The organism is Alistipes sp. An116, from assembly GCF_002161005.1.
In the GTDB taxonomy this organism is placed as follows: Bacteria; Bacteroidota; Bacteroidia; order Bacteroidales; family Rikenellaceae; genus Alistipes; species Alistipes megaguti.
In genome coordinates, this window is sequence record NZ_NFLR01000001.1 from 99,634 (window position 1) to 115,241 (window position 15,608).

At 58.3% G+C, this 15,608-nt stretch carries 13 protein-coding genes and 1 riboswitch; of the genes, 3 read left to right on the forward strand and 10 right to left on the reverse strand.

What is annotated here, in order from left to right; all coding sequences use genetic code 11:
- Window positions 1-200: 200 nt before the first annotated feature.
- Entirely contained in the window at window positions 201-995 is a 795-nt protein-coding gene (locus B5E60_RS00420; protein WP_087308916.1) for a DeoR/GlpR family DNA-binding transcription regulator, read from the forward strand.
- Between the two features lie 160 nt (window positions 996-1,155).
- Here the strand turns inward: B5E60_RS00420 and B5E60_RS00425 are convergent, their stop codons facing one another.
- Complete coding sequence (locus B5E60_RS00425; RefSeq protein ID WP_087308917.1) at window positions 1,156-1,920, reverse strand: glycerophosphodiester phosphodiesterase family protein; 765 nt, start codon at window positions 1,918-1,920, stop codon at window positions 1,156-1,158.
- A 251-nt stretch (window positions 1,921-2,171) separates the two neighbouring features.
- Between B5E60_RS00425 and galK the strand changes: the two genes are divergently transcribed.
- Window positions 2,172-3,302, forward strand: a complete 1,131-nt coding sequence (galK, locus tag B5E60_RS00430) for a galactokinase (protein ID WP_087309075.1) — start codon at window positions 2,172-2,174, stop codon at window positions 3,300-3,302.
- A 189-nt stretch (window positions 3,303-3,491) separates the two neighbouring features.
- On the opposite strand, the gene B5E60_RS00435 is transcribed toward galK, so the two are convergent.
- The 3 genes from B5E60_RS00435 to fabD form a co-directional block, all read right to left on the reverse strand.
- A complete protein-coding gene (locus B5E60_RS00435) occupies window positions 3,492-4,022 on the reverse strand; it encodes a GNAT family N-acetyltransferase (RefSeq protein ID WP_087308918.1) in 531 nt (176 codons plus the stop codon).
- On the reverse strand, window positions 4,019-5,251 hold the full coding sequence (locus tag B5E60_RS00440) for an ROK family transcriptional regulator (RefSeq protein ID WP_087308919.1): 1,233 nt from the start codon (window positions 5,249-5,251) through the stop codon (window positions 4,019-4,021). Before B5E60_RS00440 ends, B5E60_RS00435 begins: the two co-directional genes overlap by 4 nt.
- A 171-nt stretch (window positions 5,252-5,422) precedes the next feature.
- A complete protein-coding gene (fabD, locus tag B5E60_RS00445; RefSeq protein ID WP_087308920.1) occupies window positions 5,423-6,304 on the reverse strand; it encodes an ACP S-malonyltransferase in 882 nt (293 codons plus the stop codon).
- A gap of 47 nt (window positions 6,305-6,351) precedes the next feature.
- Window positions 6,352-6,552, forward strand: a riboswitch (cobalamin riboswitch).
- Window positions 6,553-6,717: 165 nt separating this feature from the next.
- On the opposite strand from fabD, the gene B5E60_RS00450 reads away from it, so the two are divergent.
- Complete coding sequence (locus B5E60_RS00450; protein ID WP_162611572.1) at window positions 6,718-7,824, forward strand: DUF4465 domain-containing protein; 1,107 nt, start codon at window positions 6,718-6,720, stop codon at window positions 7,822-7,824.
- Window positions 7,825-7,963: 139 nt separating this feature from the next.
- Here B5E60_RS00450 and nagB read toward each other — a convergent pair whose 3' ends face one another.
- From nagB to B5E60_RS00480, 6 genes are all read right to left on the reverse strand, one after another.
- A complete protein-coding gene (gene nagB / locus B5E60_RS00455) occupies window positions 7,964-8,764 on the reverse strand; it encodes a glucosamine-6-phosphate deaminase (RefSeq protein ID WP_087308922.1) in 801 nt (266 codons plus the stop codon).
- Window positions 8,765-8,788: 24 nt separating this feature from the next.
- On the reverse strand, window positions 8,789-10,738 hold the full coding sequence (locus B5E60_RS00460; protein WP_087308923.1) for a 6-phosphogluconolactonase: 1,950 nt from the start codon (window positions 10,736-10,738) through the stop codon (window positions 8,789-8,791).
- Between the two features lie 29 nt (window positions 10,739-10,767).
- Window positions 10,768-11,415 (reverse strand): carbohydrate-binding family 9-like protein, encoded by a 648-nt coding sequence (locus B5E60_RS00465; protein ID WP_087309076.1) that lies wholly within the window; start codon window positions 11,413-11,415, stop codon window positions 10,768-10,770.
- 19 nt (window positions 11,416-11,434) lie between these two features.
- Entirely contained in the window at window positions 11,435-12,532 is a 1,098-nt protein-coding gene (locus tag B5E60_RS00470) for a phosphotransferase enzyme family protein (RefSeq protein ID WP_087308924.1), read from the reverse strand.
- Between the two features lie 161 nt (window positions 12,533-12,693).
- The gene (locus B5E60_RS00475; protein ID WP_162611573.1) at window positions 12,694-13,710 is read right to left on the reverse strand and encodes a DUF5017 domain-containing protein; all 1,017 of its coding nucleotides are present in this window, start codon (window positions 13,708-13,710) and stop codon (window positions 12,694-12,696) included.
- 23 nt (window positions 13,711-13,733) lie between these two features.
- Complete coding sequence (locus tag B5E60_RS00480; protein ID WP_087308926.1) at window positions 13,734-15,602, reverse strand: RagB/SusD family nutrient uptake outer membrane protein; 1,869 nt, start codon at window positions 15,600-15,602, stop codon at window positions 13,734-13,736.
- Window positions 15,603-15,608: the final 6 nt, after the last annotated feature.

Sequence of the window (15,608 nt, forward strand, 5' to 3'; positions counted from 1 at the left end):
GAGAGGGTTGTCCGGTCGCCGGGGTTATTTCGTTTCGCAACAAAAATACGAATGTTTTTCGCAATATCAAAACGAAGTGTCTTTTATTTTGAAATCATCCGGATGGTCTTCAACGTCAGTTGTATTGGTTGTTTTCTTGATTTTGTGCATGTTTTTCGGGATATTTTTTGTATATTGTCTCATAAAACAGACCATCACCCATGAATAAACCTGGTGAAGAACCCTTGTTGAGCCTGCCGGAGCGTCACAGCCGGATTCTGGCCCTTCTGCAGCAGAACGGATCGATTTCGGTGACCCAGCTCTCCGAACTCTTCCGCGTGTCGGAGGTGACCATCCGCAAGGACCTCTCCTATCTCGAGCAACAGAAGAAGCTCTATCGAACGCATGGCAGCGCCATTCTGATCAGCCCCTATATCAGCGATCGTCACGTCAATGAGAAGGAGAAGAAGAACGTGGCCGAGAAACGGGCCATCGGCGCCGCGGCCGCCGCGTTGATCTCCCCCGACGATTCGATCATCATCGCCTCGGGAACGACCATGGCCTTCCTGGCCCGGGAGATTCGTCCCAAGGGCCATTTGACGGTCATTACGGCCGCCGTGCCCGTGACGCGGATCCTCTCGCAGGAGCCCGATGTCGACGTTATCCAGCTGGGCGGCATCACCCGCAGCAGTTCGGTTTCGGTGGTCGGGCCCTTTGCCGAGTCGATGCTGCGCAATTTCAACTGCAGCAAACTCTTCATCGGGGTCGACGGGCTGGACCTCGAATTCGGACTGACGACCACCAACATGCTCGAGGCTTCGCTCAACAACGCCATGATTCAGGCGGCGCAGAAGGTCGTTGTGCTGGCCGACAGTTCGAAGTTCGGGCGTCGGGGCTTCAGCAAGATCTGCGATCTGGAGGCCGTCGACCGGATCATCACCGACAGCGGCATTCAACCGCTCTATCTGGACCGGTTGCGTGAGCGCGGGGTGGAGGTGACGGTTGTGGAGCCTTGACGGTCGGGATTCCGGATTGTGGGGCCTTGAGACGGTCGCAATCCCGGGTTGTGGAGCCTTGACGGTCGGAATGCCGGGCGTCTGCTCTTGACCGGTGCAGGAAACAGGATATGAAAAAGAGCGGCCGCATCAGCCGCTCTTATTTTGAATTCCGGTTGTTCTACTCCTTCAGCAGGGCCTGCAGCCGTTCGGGGTAGTTTGTCGTGATGTAGTCCACGCCCTGTTCGATGAAGTATTTAAGATCCTCTTCCGAGTCCACCGTCCAGACGTTGACCTCCAGCCCGAGGTCGTGGGCCTGCTTGATCCATTGGGGATTCCGGCGCAGTGTTCCCGTCGAGTAGTCGATGCCGGCCAGCCCCAGCGCCTTGATGCTCTTGGGCGGCAGATCGCCGTTCAGGTAGTAGATTTTCGTATCGGGGAGCAGCTTTTTGAAGGCCAGACAGGCGTTGATCGAGAAGGCAATGATGTCGGTGCGCTCCAGCAGTCTGTGTTTGCGCAGCGCCTGGGCGATCTTCCGGGCGGCCAGATCCTCGCGGTTGAGGTCCGAAAGCGACTTCATCTCGAGAATCAGCCGGGTGTCGGGCTTCGAGGCGACCAGTTTGAGATAGGCGTCCAGCGTCGGGATGCGTTCGCCGTTGGGCAGGACTATTTGCGTGATCAGGTTGGCCTTGTCGCGCTCCATGTCGATGTCGGTCCCCTTGAAGACACGGTCGTGGTTGACGATCAGACGGTTGTCGGAGGTGAGCCAGACGTCGATCTCCGAACCGAAGACTCCGACCGAATCGGCTTTGCTGAACGAAGCCAGCGAATTCTGAGCCGAACCCGGGAGGGTCCAGTAGCCCCGGTGGGCAATGACTTTGGGTTGGGTTGCAGCGACGCCCCCGGCAAACAGCAGGGCGGCGGTCAAGGCAAGAGGTTTGAGCATATCGCAGAAAAGTTAAGGTTGGTGCTTTTGAAATGAAATATATACAAAGGTAACGAATATTTCCGGGATTACAAGTCGAAACCTGCTGTTCGCCGCTTTTTCACACCTTTGTCACTCTCTCCGGCTGTCGCTCCGTCTTCGGGTTGAATCTCGTTTATGATTATTTGGCACGGGGAAATATACGAAACTGCAGATTTTTTACTATCTTCGTACAATTCGAATCACTTAAAAACTACGATAGAACCATGAGCATGAAAGAAAAAGTAAGCAGCAAGTTCAGCGAACTGTTCGGCGACGGAGCCATTCTCTTCACCTCGCCCGGACGTATCAACCTCATCGGCGAGCATACCGACTACAACGGAGGTTTCGTTTTCCCGGGAGCTGTCGACAAGGGGATCGTGGCCGCTATCCGCCTCAACGGAACGGACAAGGTACGCGCCTTTGCCCTTGACCTGAACGAGCGCTCCGAATTCGGACTGCGCGAGGAGGACAAACCGGCCGAAAGCTGGGCTCACTATATCTTCGGCGTTTGCCGCGAGGTGCAGAAACGCGGCGGCGTAATCGGCGGTTTCGACACGGTGTTTGCCGGAGATGTGCCTCTGGGTGCCGGCATGTCGTCGTCGGCGGCTTTGGAGTTGACCTTCGCCTTTGCGCTGAACGACCTTTTCCACTGCGGCATCGACAAGTTCGAACTGGCCAAGATCGGCCAGGCTACCGAGCATAACTATTGCGGTGTGAACTGCGGCATCATGGACCAGTTTGCCTCGGTCTTCGGCAAGAAGGGCAATCTGATCCGTCTGGACTGCCGTTCGCTTGAGTATGCCTATTTCCCGTTCGATCCGAAGGATTACCGCCTCGTGCTGGTGGATTCGCGTGTGAAACACGAACTCGTGGGGTCGCCCTACAACGATCGCCGGGCTTCGTGCGAGCGTGTGGCCAAGGCCCTGGGACAGGAGTTCCTGCGCGGCGCCACGATGGAGCAGCTCGATGCCATCAAGGAGAAGATCTCCGAAGAGGATTACAAGCGGGCCCGCTACGTGATCGGCGAGGAGCGTCGTGTGCTGGATGTCTGCGACGCGCTGGAGAAGGGCGACTACGAGACCGTAGGCAAACGCATGTACGAGACCCACTGGGGCATGTCGAAGGATTACGAAGTGTCGTGCGAAGAGCTGGACTTCCTGGTTGAGGTGGCCGAGGAGTGCGGCGTGACGGGTTCGCGCATCATGGGCGGCGGATTCGGCGGTTGCACGATCAATCTGGTGAAGGACTCGCTCTACGACCATTTCATCGCTACGGCCAAAGAGAAGTTCAATGCCAAGTACGGTCATGAACCGAAGATCTACGACGTGGTGATCTCCGACGGTTCGCGCCGCCTGGAGTAGCGACTTGTCTGCATAGGAAAAATCCCGACCCTTGTGAGGTCGGGATTTTTTGTCTCTCTGTAATCTGTCATCGGTTTCGGAACTCCATGTGCCGCTGTCGGCCGCGTCTGTTTCTGATGCTGTTGGCCGCATCCGCTCTGCCGTCGTCCGGGACCGCGAGTCCTGCCGCTCCACTTCCCCTCCCTCCGGTCAGTCGAGGATTTTCTGGAAGAGGATCTCGTCGCGGTAGCCGTCGGGCGTCCAGAGCCAGTCGCGTTTGGTGCCAACCTCCCGGAATCCCAGTTTGCGGAAGAGTCCGAGGCTTGCCGTGTTGTCGGCTCCGACGTTGCACCACAACTGGTGCATCCGCAACCCCTCGCGTGCATAACGGCAGAGTGTCTCTACGGCATCGGCTGCATACCCTCTGCCCCGTTGCTCGGCGTCGTAGATTAGGATTCCCAGTCCGGCGCGTCCGTGCAGCGGGTCGTATTCGAACAGGTCGAGCGTCCCGATCGTGCGGGACCTCTCCGGTACCTCGATCATCAGGCGCAACTGGCCGGTGCGGAAGAGATCTCCGCCCTGCAACTGCCGCTCAACGAACTGCCGGATCTGTTCATGCGAGAAGGGTTCCGTGGTACCGCTGACGGCCCAGACGTCCGGGTCGTTCTCCCACGTGTGGATCAGTTCGGCATCCTCGGGTTCGACGGCCCGCAGCCGGATCAGCTCCCCCTCGAGCGTCATCGCAGTCCGATGACCTTGTTGCGGATGAGCATGGCCACACCCCAGGCATTGGCGTTTTCGCTCATCTTCGAGACGCGGAACTTCGTATCCTTGTAGACCAGGTTGAGCGAGTATTTGTTCGTGGCGGACTTCAGCGGCAGCATGATGTAGTCGCCAGCCGCGGCGAGGTTTCCGCCGACGATCACCGTCTCGGGGTTGAACGTGTTGATGAGGAATGCCACGGCCTTGCCGACCTTTTCGCCGGCCTCCTCGATGAGTTCGATCGAGAGGTTGTCGTCGTTTTTTGCGGCATTGATGATATCGTCGATGTGGATACTCTTCTGCTTGTCGTATTTCTCCTTGAGGATGGTGTTGACACCCCGTTCGATCAGGTGACACATTTTGTCTTCGATGGCGATACCCGAGACCTCGGTCTCGAGACATCCCTTTTTGCCGCACGAGCAGATGATTTCGTTATCGAAGAAGGGGATGTGGCCGAACTCGCCGGCGAATCCGCTCTTTCCGTAGTAGAGTTGTCCGTCGACAACGATGCCGATGGCCACGCCCCGGCCCATGTGGAGGTAGAGGACGTTGCTTTCGTCCTTCGACTTGCCGCAGGTGTACTCGGCGTAGCAGCGGGCGCGGGTGTCGTTTTCGAGCAGCACGCGGATGCCGACCCGCTGTTCGATGATGTCACGCAGCGACTGCTCGCTCGAGGTGAAGTATTTGTAGCTGCGGCCCGTGGCGGGGTTGACGCGTCCGGTCATGCAGACGCCCAGTCCGAGGATCTTGCCGCGGTCGATGCCGCAGTTGGCGATGAAGTTCTCGATGTTCGAGCAGATGCGGTCGATGCACTGCGGGCGGTCGATGAGTTCGAACGTGAAGTCGTTCTCCTCCTTGATGATGTTGTTCTGCAGGTCGGTGATCAGGAAGCGCATGTTGTCGCGGCCGACGTTGACTCCGGCGAAGTAGATGGCCGAATTGGCCAGACCGAAGATGTTGGGACGGCGGCCTCCGGGGGTTTCGACCTTGCCCAGATCGGTGACGATGTTCTCCTCGACGAGCTCCTGTACCAGTTTGGTGATCGTGGGGACACTGATGTGCAGCTCCTTGGTCAGCTCCGAGAGCGTACATTCGCCGTTGACGGCCATGTGCGCGATGATATTGCGCTTGATGATGCTGTTTTTGTGAGAAATGCCCTTCAGGGCCTCGTCTTCGTGTTTGTTGAAAAATTCGGTGAGTGATGTCATCCTTTCAGGCTGTTTTTTAGTAATTATGCAAATGTAATAAGAATATTTAAATAATGCAAAGTTTTTAATAAATTTAATAAAGTTTTTGCTTTCGAAGGGCAATAAAAAAATAACGACCTGAATTACAGGCCGTTATTTTCTTGTTTTGCGCGGGTCTCAACCGCGGAGGCACTACAGCGTCGATTTCGACTCGACGGTGGCGTTGGCGTCGACCTTGCGGATCAGACCCTGGAGCACCGTGCCGGGGCCGAGTTCGGTGAACTCCGTCACGCCGTCGGCCAGCATGTTCTTGACGATGTAGGTCCAGCGCACGGGAGCGGTCAGCTGGGCGATCAGATTGGCCTTGATGGCGGCCGGATCGGTATAGGGTTTGGCGTCCACGTTCTGGTAGATCGGGCACGTGGGGGTCTGGAACGGAGCCTCGTGGATGGCCTTTTCGAGCTCCTGCTTGGCGGGCTCCATCAGCGGCGAGTGGAACGCACCGCCGACGGGCAGACGCAGGGCGCGGCGGGCGCCGGCAGCCTTGGCCTTCTCGCAGGCGGCCTCGACAGCCTCGACGGCTCCCGAGATTACCAGCTGTCCCGGGCAGTTGTAGTTGGCGGCAACGACCACACCGTCGGTCGAAGCGCAGATCTCCTCAACGACCTTGTCCTCCAGACCGAGGATGGCAGCCATCGTACCGGGCTGAGCCTCGCAGGCGGCCTGCATGGCCATGGCACGTTTCGAGACGAGTTTCAGACCGTCCTCGAACGAAAGGGCTCCGGCAACGACCAGTGCCGAGAACTCGCCGAGCGAGTGTCCGGCAACGGCATCGGGTTTTACGCCGAGGGCCTTGGCCATGATCACCGAGTGGAGGAATACGGCCGGTTGGGTAACCTTGGTCTGTTTGAGCTCCTCGTCGGTTCCGGCGAACATGATGTCCGTGATGCGGAATCCAAGTATTTCGTTGGCTTTCTCGAAGAGTTCCTTTGCTTCGGGAACGTTGTCGTAGAGGTCCTTGCCCATCCCGACGGCCTGGGCGCCCTGGCCCGGGAACACGTAAGCGTGCTTCATGATTTCATGTTTTTTAGGTTTGCGGGGCAAAGATACGAATTTATTTTGTAACTTTGCACCGCAAAGGTTCACAAAGGGTCGGGCAGACCCGGCGTGATGAAAAGGGAATGCCGTGAAAATCGGCAGCAGTTCCCGCTGCTGTAAGTCCCGTAAGGAGGTTGCGACACGCTTTGGCCACTGGTCCCGCAGGACCGGGAAGGCGTTGCAACCGGGACGAGCCAGAAGACCTGCCTTGCACTTCCCGTCGGGAATTGAATCTTTCTCGGGTGCATCTGCGGAGAACGGAGCATCGTGTCGATCGGCTTGGGCGCAGGAGGCGTGTGTTTCAAGCTGTGTATGGATTGAGATTCGATTTCGGGGAGGTCCGGAATCGGATTTTTTATTTTATGCACATATTTAATTCACTCAACAACATGAAAAGAATTTTATTGGCATCGGCTGTCGCACTGATGGCTTCGATGGTCTTTGTCGGCTGTTCGGATGACGACAAGGAGGGAACTGCGCAGGTTCCGGCTACGGGTGTATCGTTGGATGTTACGGAGCAGACGCTTGATATCGGCCAGACGCTTCAGTTGACGGCAACCCCCGCTCCGGTCAATACGACGGATCGTGTGGTTTGGCGTTCCGACAAGGAGTCGGTCGCAACGGTTTCGGAAACGGGCGTGGTCAAGGCCGTGGCTGCGGGAACGGCAACCGTCGAGGCGGTATGCGGCACGGTTTCGGCTTCGTGTGTCGTACGGGTTATCGACCCCTATCAGGCGTATGATGTCATTTCGTTCGAGTCGTCCGAAGGGTTGAAGGACATCAACGGCGAATTGCTCGTTCTGGGTGATGTCGAGGTGGTCGGAGGCGATGCGGCCGCGACCCACAAAAACGTCTTCTGGGGCAAGTCGTATGTTTCGAGCAACGGCCAGCAGGATCAGTACGGCTCCACGTACATCGATCTTCCGCTCTTCGGCACGCCCGATGAAAATGTCTGGTTCGGATCCTATTATTCGGATGGCGGCAGCTATAAGTGGGATACCTGGGCCGGTTTCGTACTGTCGCAGAACTATAATACGACGGCGACCTCGCACGATTACGCCAATCAATTCTCAGTTTATGCGGAATCGGGAGCCTGCTCGACAGAGACGTTTGCTGTGGCTTATTACAGTTACAGCAGCATGCCTGGCTACCTCTACACGACTCCCACGATCGAATTCATTTCACCCCGCAAGGTGGCATATCTCTACATGGCGCCCTCGACGCTGCTGGATACCTACTACAAGTACGATTCCTCGGCGGTCAAGGATCGTACGTTCAGCTATCGGATCACCGGCTCGTTGGACAATGCCTCGACCGGCACGGTGGATGTGACGTTGGTGAAGAACGGCACGGTTGAAGCCGGTTGGGTCAAGGTGGATCTCTCCTCGCTGGGCAGTGTCGACAACCTGACGTTTACTCCGCAGGGCATTGATCCTTTGAGGGACTTTGATCCCGCCTATTTCTGTCTGGACCACATCGAACTGGTGAAGGAGTAGCGTTATCCGTTTGATTGCAAACGAAAACCCCGCGAGGCTTGATGCCTTGCGGGGTTTTTCTGTGGCTGGATGCTTTGGAGAGGAGCGTTTGGCTCCCTTCCGGAAGGAGGACGACCCCCCCCCTCCTCCTTAACTCCGGCTACTTCGAGATCAGATTGTTCTTCTCGATGTCCTTGAAATAGCGGTAGGTGGCTACGCGCAGCTCCTCGGCGGCCGGGTCGTCGCACACCAGAATGCCGTTCGGGTGCACCTGCAGCGCCGAGATCGTCCACTGGTGGTTGTATGCCCCCTCGACGCCGTGACGCACGGCGCGCGCCTTCTTGTGGCCCGTGGCCAGGATCAGCACCTTCTTGGCCGAAAGCACCGTGCCGACACCTACCGTCAGTGCCGTCTTCGGAACCAGCGTCACGTCGCCGCCGAAGAAGCGCGAGTTGACCTGGATCGTATCCTGCGTCAGCGTCTTGACGCGCGTGCGGGAGTTCAGCGACGAGAAGGGCTCGTTGAAGGCGATGTGGCCGTCTTCACCCACGCCGCCCATGAAGAGGTCGATGCCGCCGGCCTCGACGATGCGCGCCTCATAGTCGGCACACTCCTTGACCAGATCCTCGGCATTGCCGTCCAGAATGTTGACATTCTCGGGCTTGATGTCGATGTGCTTGAAGAAGTTGTTCCACATGAACGAGTGGTAGCTCTCGGGATGCTCCTCCGGCAGACCGACGTATTCGTCCATGTTGAACGTGATGACGTTCTTGAACGATACTTCGCCCGTCTTGTGGCGGCGGATCAGCTCCTTGTAGGTTTCCAGCGGCGTCGAGCCGGTCGGGAGCCCCAGTACGAAGGGCGATTTCGTCACCTGCTCCTTGGCCTTGATCTGCTGGATGATGTAGTTGGCGGCCCACTGGGCTACCTGCTGCGGGGTATTTTCAATGATTAAACGCATGTTGTAACGTTTTTTGTTGATTCCTTAGAACATTCTCACAAAGACCTCGATGGCCTGATATTCGGCCATGCCCAGCTGGTCGTAGAGCTTGGCCGTGTGCTGTGTACGCTCCTCGGCGCGCTGCCAGAACTCGCGCGGGTCGTCGCCCGGGAAGGGCATGATATCCTTCTGCGAGAGGTGGCGGTAGATGGCGTGACGCTTCATGATCAGCTCGTCGGGCGACAGGGGCACCGCCATGTCGACCATGCCGAGATCCCACTCCATCCAGGCGCCGCGGTAGAGCCACAGGTGGCAGTCCTTCATCCACTCGTCGTCCTTGACGATCTCCAGCGCGGCCAGCACGGCCTCCATGCAGGTGCGGTGCGTGCCGTGGGGGTCGGCCAGGTCGCCGGCGGCGTAGATCTGGTGAGGCTTGATCTCGCGCAGCAGGTTGACGATGATGTTGATGTCCTTTTCGGTGAGCTGGCCCTTCTTGATGCCGCCCGTCTCGTAGAACGGCAGGTTGAGGAAGTGGGCGTTCGTGTCGGGGTTCAGACCGAACGAGCGGACGGCGGCACGGGCCTCGGCGCGGCGGATCGAACCCTTCAGATCGAGCAGTGCACGCGGTTCGGGTTCGCCCTTCTTCTTGCTGGCGATGATCTTCTTGACCTCCTCGTAGTGGTCGGCGTAGCCCAGTTCGCGGGCCGTGTCGATGTTCTGTACGACCACGTCGTCGTGTACGGCCACGTTGCCCGACGTCTCGTAGGCGACGTGTACGTCGTGTCCCTGCTGCACGAGGCGGATGAACGTACCGCCCATCGAGATGACGTCATCGTCGGGGTGCGGCGAGAAGATCACCACGCGTTTGGGGAAGGGCGTTGACGGTACGGGACGCGTTGAGTCGTCGGCATTGGGTTTGCCGCCCGGCCAGCCCGAGATGGTGTGCTGCAGGTCGTTGAAGACGTCGATGTTGATCTGGTCGAACGTGCGGCCCTGTTCGAGCAGTTCGCCCAGCGAGTTTTCGATATAGTCCTTGTAGGTAAGTTTCAGAATCGGCTTCTTGACCACGCTGCAGAGCCATACGACGGCCTTGCGGACGAATTTCGGGGTCCATTCGCAGGGCCCGACCATCCACGGGGTCTGTTCGCGGGTGAGCAGTTGTGCGGCGTTTTCGTCGATCACCACCTCGATGTTGGGGTGGGCCTGCAGGTAGGAGGCGGGGACCATTTCGGAGATTTCGCCCTCGACCACCTTCTGGATGATGCGGGCCTTCTCCTCGCCCCAGGCCATGAGGATGATGCGGTCGGCGCGCATGATCGTGTCGATACCCATCGTGATGGCCATCTTGGGGGTGTTCTCCAGTCCGAAGAAGGAGCTTGACTGGATCTTGCGCGTGTTGTAGGTCAGCTGAACCAGCCGGGTGCGCGAACGCGAGTAGGAGCCCGGTTCGTTGAACCCGATCTGACCGTCCTCGCCCACGCCGATGATCATCAGGTCGATGTGGCGTACGGCCAGGTCATACGAGGCGCAGTACTCCGAGATGCGCTCTTCGGGCACCGTACCGTCCGGAATGTGGACATTCTCGGGCAGGATGTCGATGTGGTTGAGGAAATCCTCGTGGATGCGGAAGTTGCGGCTCTGCTGTTCGGAGGATTTGATCGGGTAGAACTCGTCGAGGCTGTAGACGGCCACGTTCTGGAAGCTGATCTGCCCCTCCTGGTGGCGTTTGACCAGTTCGCGGTAGAGCCCCAGGGGCGTGCGGCCCGTCGTGAGACCCAGGACGAAGGGCTGAGCCTCTTCGTAGACCTCGTTCGAGGAGTGGATTTCGTTATAGGTGCGGATGGCCTTCACGATCGTGTCGGCCACGTACTGTACACCCTGGTATTCGTTTTCGTAGACCCGGGTGTGGATTTTTTCGTAGCGATGGATGATGTCGCGCGGAGCCGATTCGGCGATCAGTCCGCCGTCTTTCGGCAAGGAATACTTGTTGTTCATCTTGATATTATGAATTGCGTATTTTCGGTTTACTTTTCAAAAAGGACTCGTTCGAAGAATTCGGGGCGATGGAAATCGGGCTTCTCCGTTTGAATGGGGCGCCACGAGAGGAAATGCGGATGGGAGAGGTTGTCGCCGCATTTGTAGAGGTTGATACGGGCCTCCAGGCCGCTCCAGTCGTCGATCCGGTGACAGAAGAGCGCCTGCGGCGGGATGGCCAGCATTACCGACCAGCGGTTGTCGCCTTCGCGCTCCTCGAAGGGTTCGCCGAAGGGGAGGCTGGTCGTGCGTTTGACCCGGTCGATGATCTCCTGCCGGGCGCGGTTGGCATCGGTGCGCGAATGCTGGTATCCGAGCAGCATGTGCCCGATGCAGGTGGTTTCGAAGTTGTAGTAGCCCGAGTCGTTTCCCGGCGAGATGAAGAACTCCACGCAGGAGTCGGTCCATACCTGGCCGTTGTCCCTGTCTACGCGGGCGGCGGTGTAGTTCTCCTCGACATCGAAGCGCAGCATCAGCAGCTTGCCGGTGTGGAACATCCGGAAGCGCACCTGCGGGGCATAGGGATAGCCGTCGGGCCAGTTGCAGCAGGCAATCGGTCGCGGACTGATTTGTGCGAAAGCCTCTTCGACGGCTTTCCGGTTTTCGGGGTCGATGCCCTCGATCTTGCGAATCTCCATCATCACTTTCAGTGGTTTGTCAGTTGTATTTGGCGACCGTTTCGCGGACGATGCGGCACATCTCGGGGTATTGCTCCTCCATGCTTTGCAGGAGTTTGTATTGGGCGTGCGTGCGCACGAGGTTGTGTTCCGGGTATTTGATCTTGTAGTAGAGGTCGCCGTCGATGTAGTCCATCAGGAAGCGCAGCACCTGTTCGTAGGTGATGTACCGGGCCGAGAAGGCCAGGTGGTCGATCTCCGACTGGGTGAGCTGGCGGGCCCGCTGCGAGAGATAGCCTTCGGTGTAGGCGCGGAACATCTCGATCGACATGCCGACGCGTGAGAGGTTGCGGTCGTCCTCGTCGCCCGTATTGGTGTAGGAGCGGATGGCGTCGCCGAAGTCGTTGAGCGACGTGGAGTTCATCACCGTATCCAGGTCGATGGCGCACAGGACGCGTCCCTGCTTGTCGAAGAGGATGTTGTTGATCTTCGTGTCGTTGTGGGTGACGCGGGTGGGAATCGTACCATCCTCGACCAGCTTCCAGAAATCGAGCATCTCCGCGCGGCGCGACTCGATCCATCCGATCTCCGTCGCAAGGTCTTTCACCCGTCCGGCGGCATTGCGTTTCAGCGCCTCGTCCCACTGCACGAAGCGGTAGCGGATGTTGTGGAAGCCGGGGATCGTCTCGACGAGCGGCTCCGTAAAGTCGGCCAGCTGGGCCTGGAACTTGCCGATCCCCTCGCCGCCCTTGCGGGCGAGTTCCGGAGAGTCGGCCTTGTTGTAGGCCACCGTGTCGGCGATATAGACCGTGACGGCCCAGTATTCGCCCTCGGGATCGACGTAGTAGAGTTTTCCGTCGCGGGTCGGGACGACGGTCATCGCCTCGCGCATCGGGTCGCCGCCTTCGGCAATGACCCTGCGGCGGATGTGTTCCGTCACCTTGCGGATGTTCTCCATCATGCCCGGCACATCGGGGAAGATGCTTTTGTTCTTGCGTTGGAGGATGTAGTCCGGGGCATTGCCGGCGGTCCGGATGAGGAAGGTGTCGTTGATGAATCCGTCGCCCAGCGAGTCGATCGAGTCGATCGGCCCCTGCAGGGCGAAATGCGATGCTATGTCTTGCAATGCGGCTTTCATAAGGCGGTGGTCGTTTCGGTTTCAGATAAAATTCGGGAACTGCTCCCTAAGCACTCCAAAGATATTCAAAATAACGCACATATGCAACCCGGCAAAGCAAAAAAGCCTGCTTTCCGAGGAGAAAAAAGCAGGCTTTGAGACTTCATTTCGAATGGGTTGCGTTATTCGATAGGGTCAATAACGGTGAAGGTCACCTCATAGGTCTGAATCCCGGATTCGCCCTGGTAGTTGCCATTGGCGACGACGAAGGTGACCGTATAGGTACCGGGCTTGTCGTAGGTGTACGAGTAGCTCTTCACGTCGTCCGTGACGCCCTTGATGCTCAGGCCCGTATCGGGAGAGGTAAGGTTAAGGGACATTGGCGTCGAGAATATCCACGTGTCGATCAGATACGGACACATCGTTCCCGATTCGATGGCGTTCAGGATGATGTTGCCGGCATTCTGACCGTACTGCAGGTATCCGATCTTCGAACCTGTCGAGTAGGTATCGTACTCTTTGCCGGCCATTTCGTTGGCCATATTGAAGTTGACGAACTGCAGATCCGTGTAGCTCAGCGACGTCGATTCGCGGTTTTTGAACTTGACCTCCAGTGACGTGTTGATGTAGTAGTTTCGCTGGGCGGTGACATCCTTGGGGTGCCAGCGGATCAGCAGTGTGAAGTTGTCGGTCAGGGCGGTGCCGTTGCCGTCGACGTCGAGCAGGTTGCAGGTGGTGGTGCCCCACTGGCCGCTTTTGCTCTCTTCATTGACCTCCAGGCGGGTCCAGTCGGCGAAGTTGCCGGCTTCGATGGCTTCGATTGTGGCTTTGTCGGTTGCGGCATTGTCTCCCGCGAGTCCCTCGAAGCGGTCCGATGCGTAGACCTGGACGTCTCCCGTGTTTGAGCCCGAACGGCGTGACAGGGAGAAGGTCAGTTGACAGGTTTCGAGCTCCGATTTGGGCATGGTCGTACGGTCGCGGTAGCGGTATTCGTGGCCGACGTCGCCGCTCCAGAAGGTGATGTAGTCGGCGTTGCCTTCGAAGTTGAAGACGACGGGTTCGCCGACGCGGTAGGTGTTCGTCGGGGCGAGCCGCACGGCAAAGTCCAGCGGTTCGTAGATTTCGTCGTGGTCGCACGAACTTCCTGCAACCGCGAGGGCGAGAGCCGCGGCCAGATATGTGATCGGTTTTGTTTTCATCGTATGCGCTGCTGTTGTGCGTTTTACCATAAGGGATTCTGCGTGAGGGCGTGGTTGACGGCCAGTTCCTTGGTCGGGATCGGCAGGTAGATGTGCCGTTCGGAGACGTTGGCATAGGTCGAGGCCGCATAGTCGGTGTAGGAGACGTTGCGGTATTTGTTTTCCGCCGGGATGTTGGTGCCGGCCTGATGCATCCGATCGACGAAGATGCCCCAGCGGATCAGGTCGTATTTGCGCAGTCCCTCGAAGACCAGTTCACGTCCGCGCTCGTTGCGCACCAGTTCGCGGAACGACTGCGGGTCGTTCAGCTGGTTTTCGTTGGTCTGGATGCCGGCCCGGGTGCGGATCTCGCGGATGGCCTCCTTGGCGATGTCGTCGGGGGCGCCGTTGTACTCGTTGACCGCCTCGGCATACATCAGCAGCACGTCCGAGTAGCGCAGCAGCGGGAAGTTGATCGTCGTGTAGAGGCTCTTGGCCGACATCTGGTTTTCGTAGAGGGTTTCACGGCGCCACTTGCCCGCATTGCGGATGGCGCACATCACGTCGGGTTCGTAGACCAGGTCGTTCAGGTCGAACTTGCCTTCGACCTCCTCGAGACCCTCGATCGTACGCATGGCGAAGATATTGTTGTAGTTCCACGGTGTACGGTACATGCTGCGGGTTTGCAGCAGGATTCCCGCCTTCTTATCGTTGTTGACCGTATACTCGATTTTGCGGCCGCCGGTCGCGTCCGAACCGCTGTAGCCCTGGAAGTTGTATCCCGGGAGGTTCCAGATCCGGCGCCGGTCGATGACCATCTTTCCGGCGATGTTGTTCTCGTCGTCCTCCGGGCTCAGGTCGCTCTCCACGCGGTCGGTCTCCGAGTAGAGCTGCCAAAGGGTGTACGAACCGTTGTAGAAGCCGTAGGAGTAGTTGCAGGCCCACTCCGAGTAGTTGGTGTTGGTCGACTGCGATTTCAGACCGATCAGGTCGCCGATGCGGCCGTTGGTCCACTTGTCCGCACTGGTGCGGTCACCGAGGAACTCGGCCTCCCACATCGACTCGTGATACTCCGTGTCGTACTTGTCCTGGATCATGTTGATGAAGACCTGTTCGTAATTCGTATTGAGGTGGTGCTTGCCCGATTTGATCACCTCGTAGGCCCAGTCGGCGGCCTTCTTGTACATCTCCGTTTTGGAGAGTCCCTCCACCTCGGCTACGGATTCGCCGGCCATGAAGAGGTAGATGCGGGCCAGAATGCCTTCGGCCACGGTCTGGCTGACGCGCGAGGGGGTTTGGTCGACCTCCGGATCGAGATCGCCGACGACGGCCTCGATCTCGTCCACGCACCATTTGAGCACCTGCTCCTGGGGTGTTGCGGCCAGCTGCACGTCATTGGGGTTGGGCGAGGTGGCCGCCTCCACGCGCAGGGGCACGTCGCCCCAGGCCTGGGCCAGCAGGAAGTGGTAATAGGCCCGCAGGAACCGGGCTTCGGCCACGTATCGGCTTTTCGGTGTCGAGAGATCCTCGGGGTCGATCTGCGAGGCCTCGACGCCCTTGATGTACTCGTTGGCATTCTTGATGCCCTGATAGAGTTTGAGCCAGGCGTCGTAGATGACGGCTGTTCCGGCCGTATGGTTGTAGCGGTCGGGGCGGGTGTCGATGTTGTTGTAGTTGTTGAAGTAGCAGAGGTCGTCGGCGTTGCTGATCTGCAGCGAATAGTAGTTTCCGTAGAGCTCCTCGCTGCTCAGCGGGCCGTAGACACCCGCCAGACCGTACTGGAGTTTGGTCTCGGAGGTGTAATAGTTCTCTGCGGGGATGATCTGCGGGTCAGTGTCGAGGAACGAGCAGGCCGAGAGAGCCGTGCCGAAGAGCGCCAGGGTCCCCAATCGGTATATGTTTTTCATTTTCATGACGAG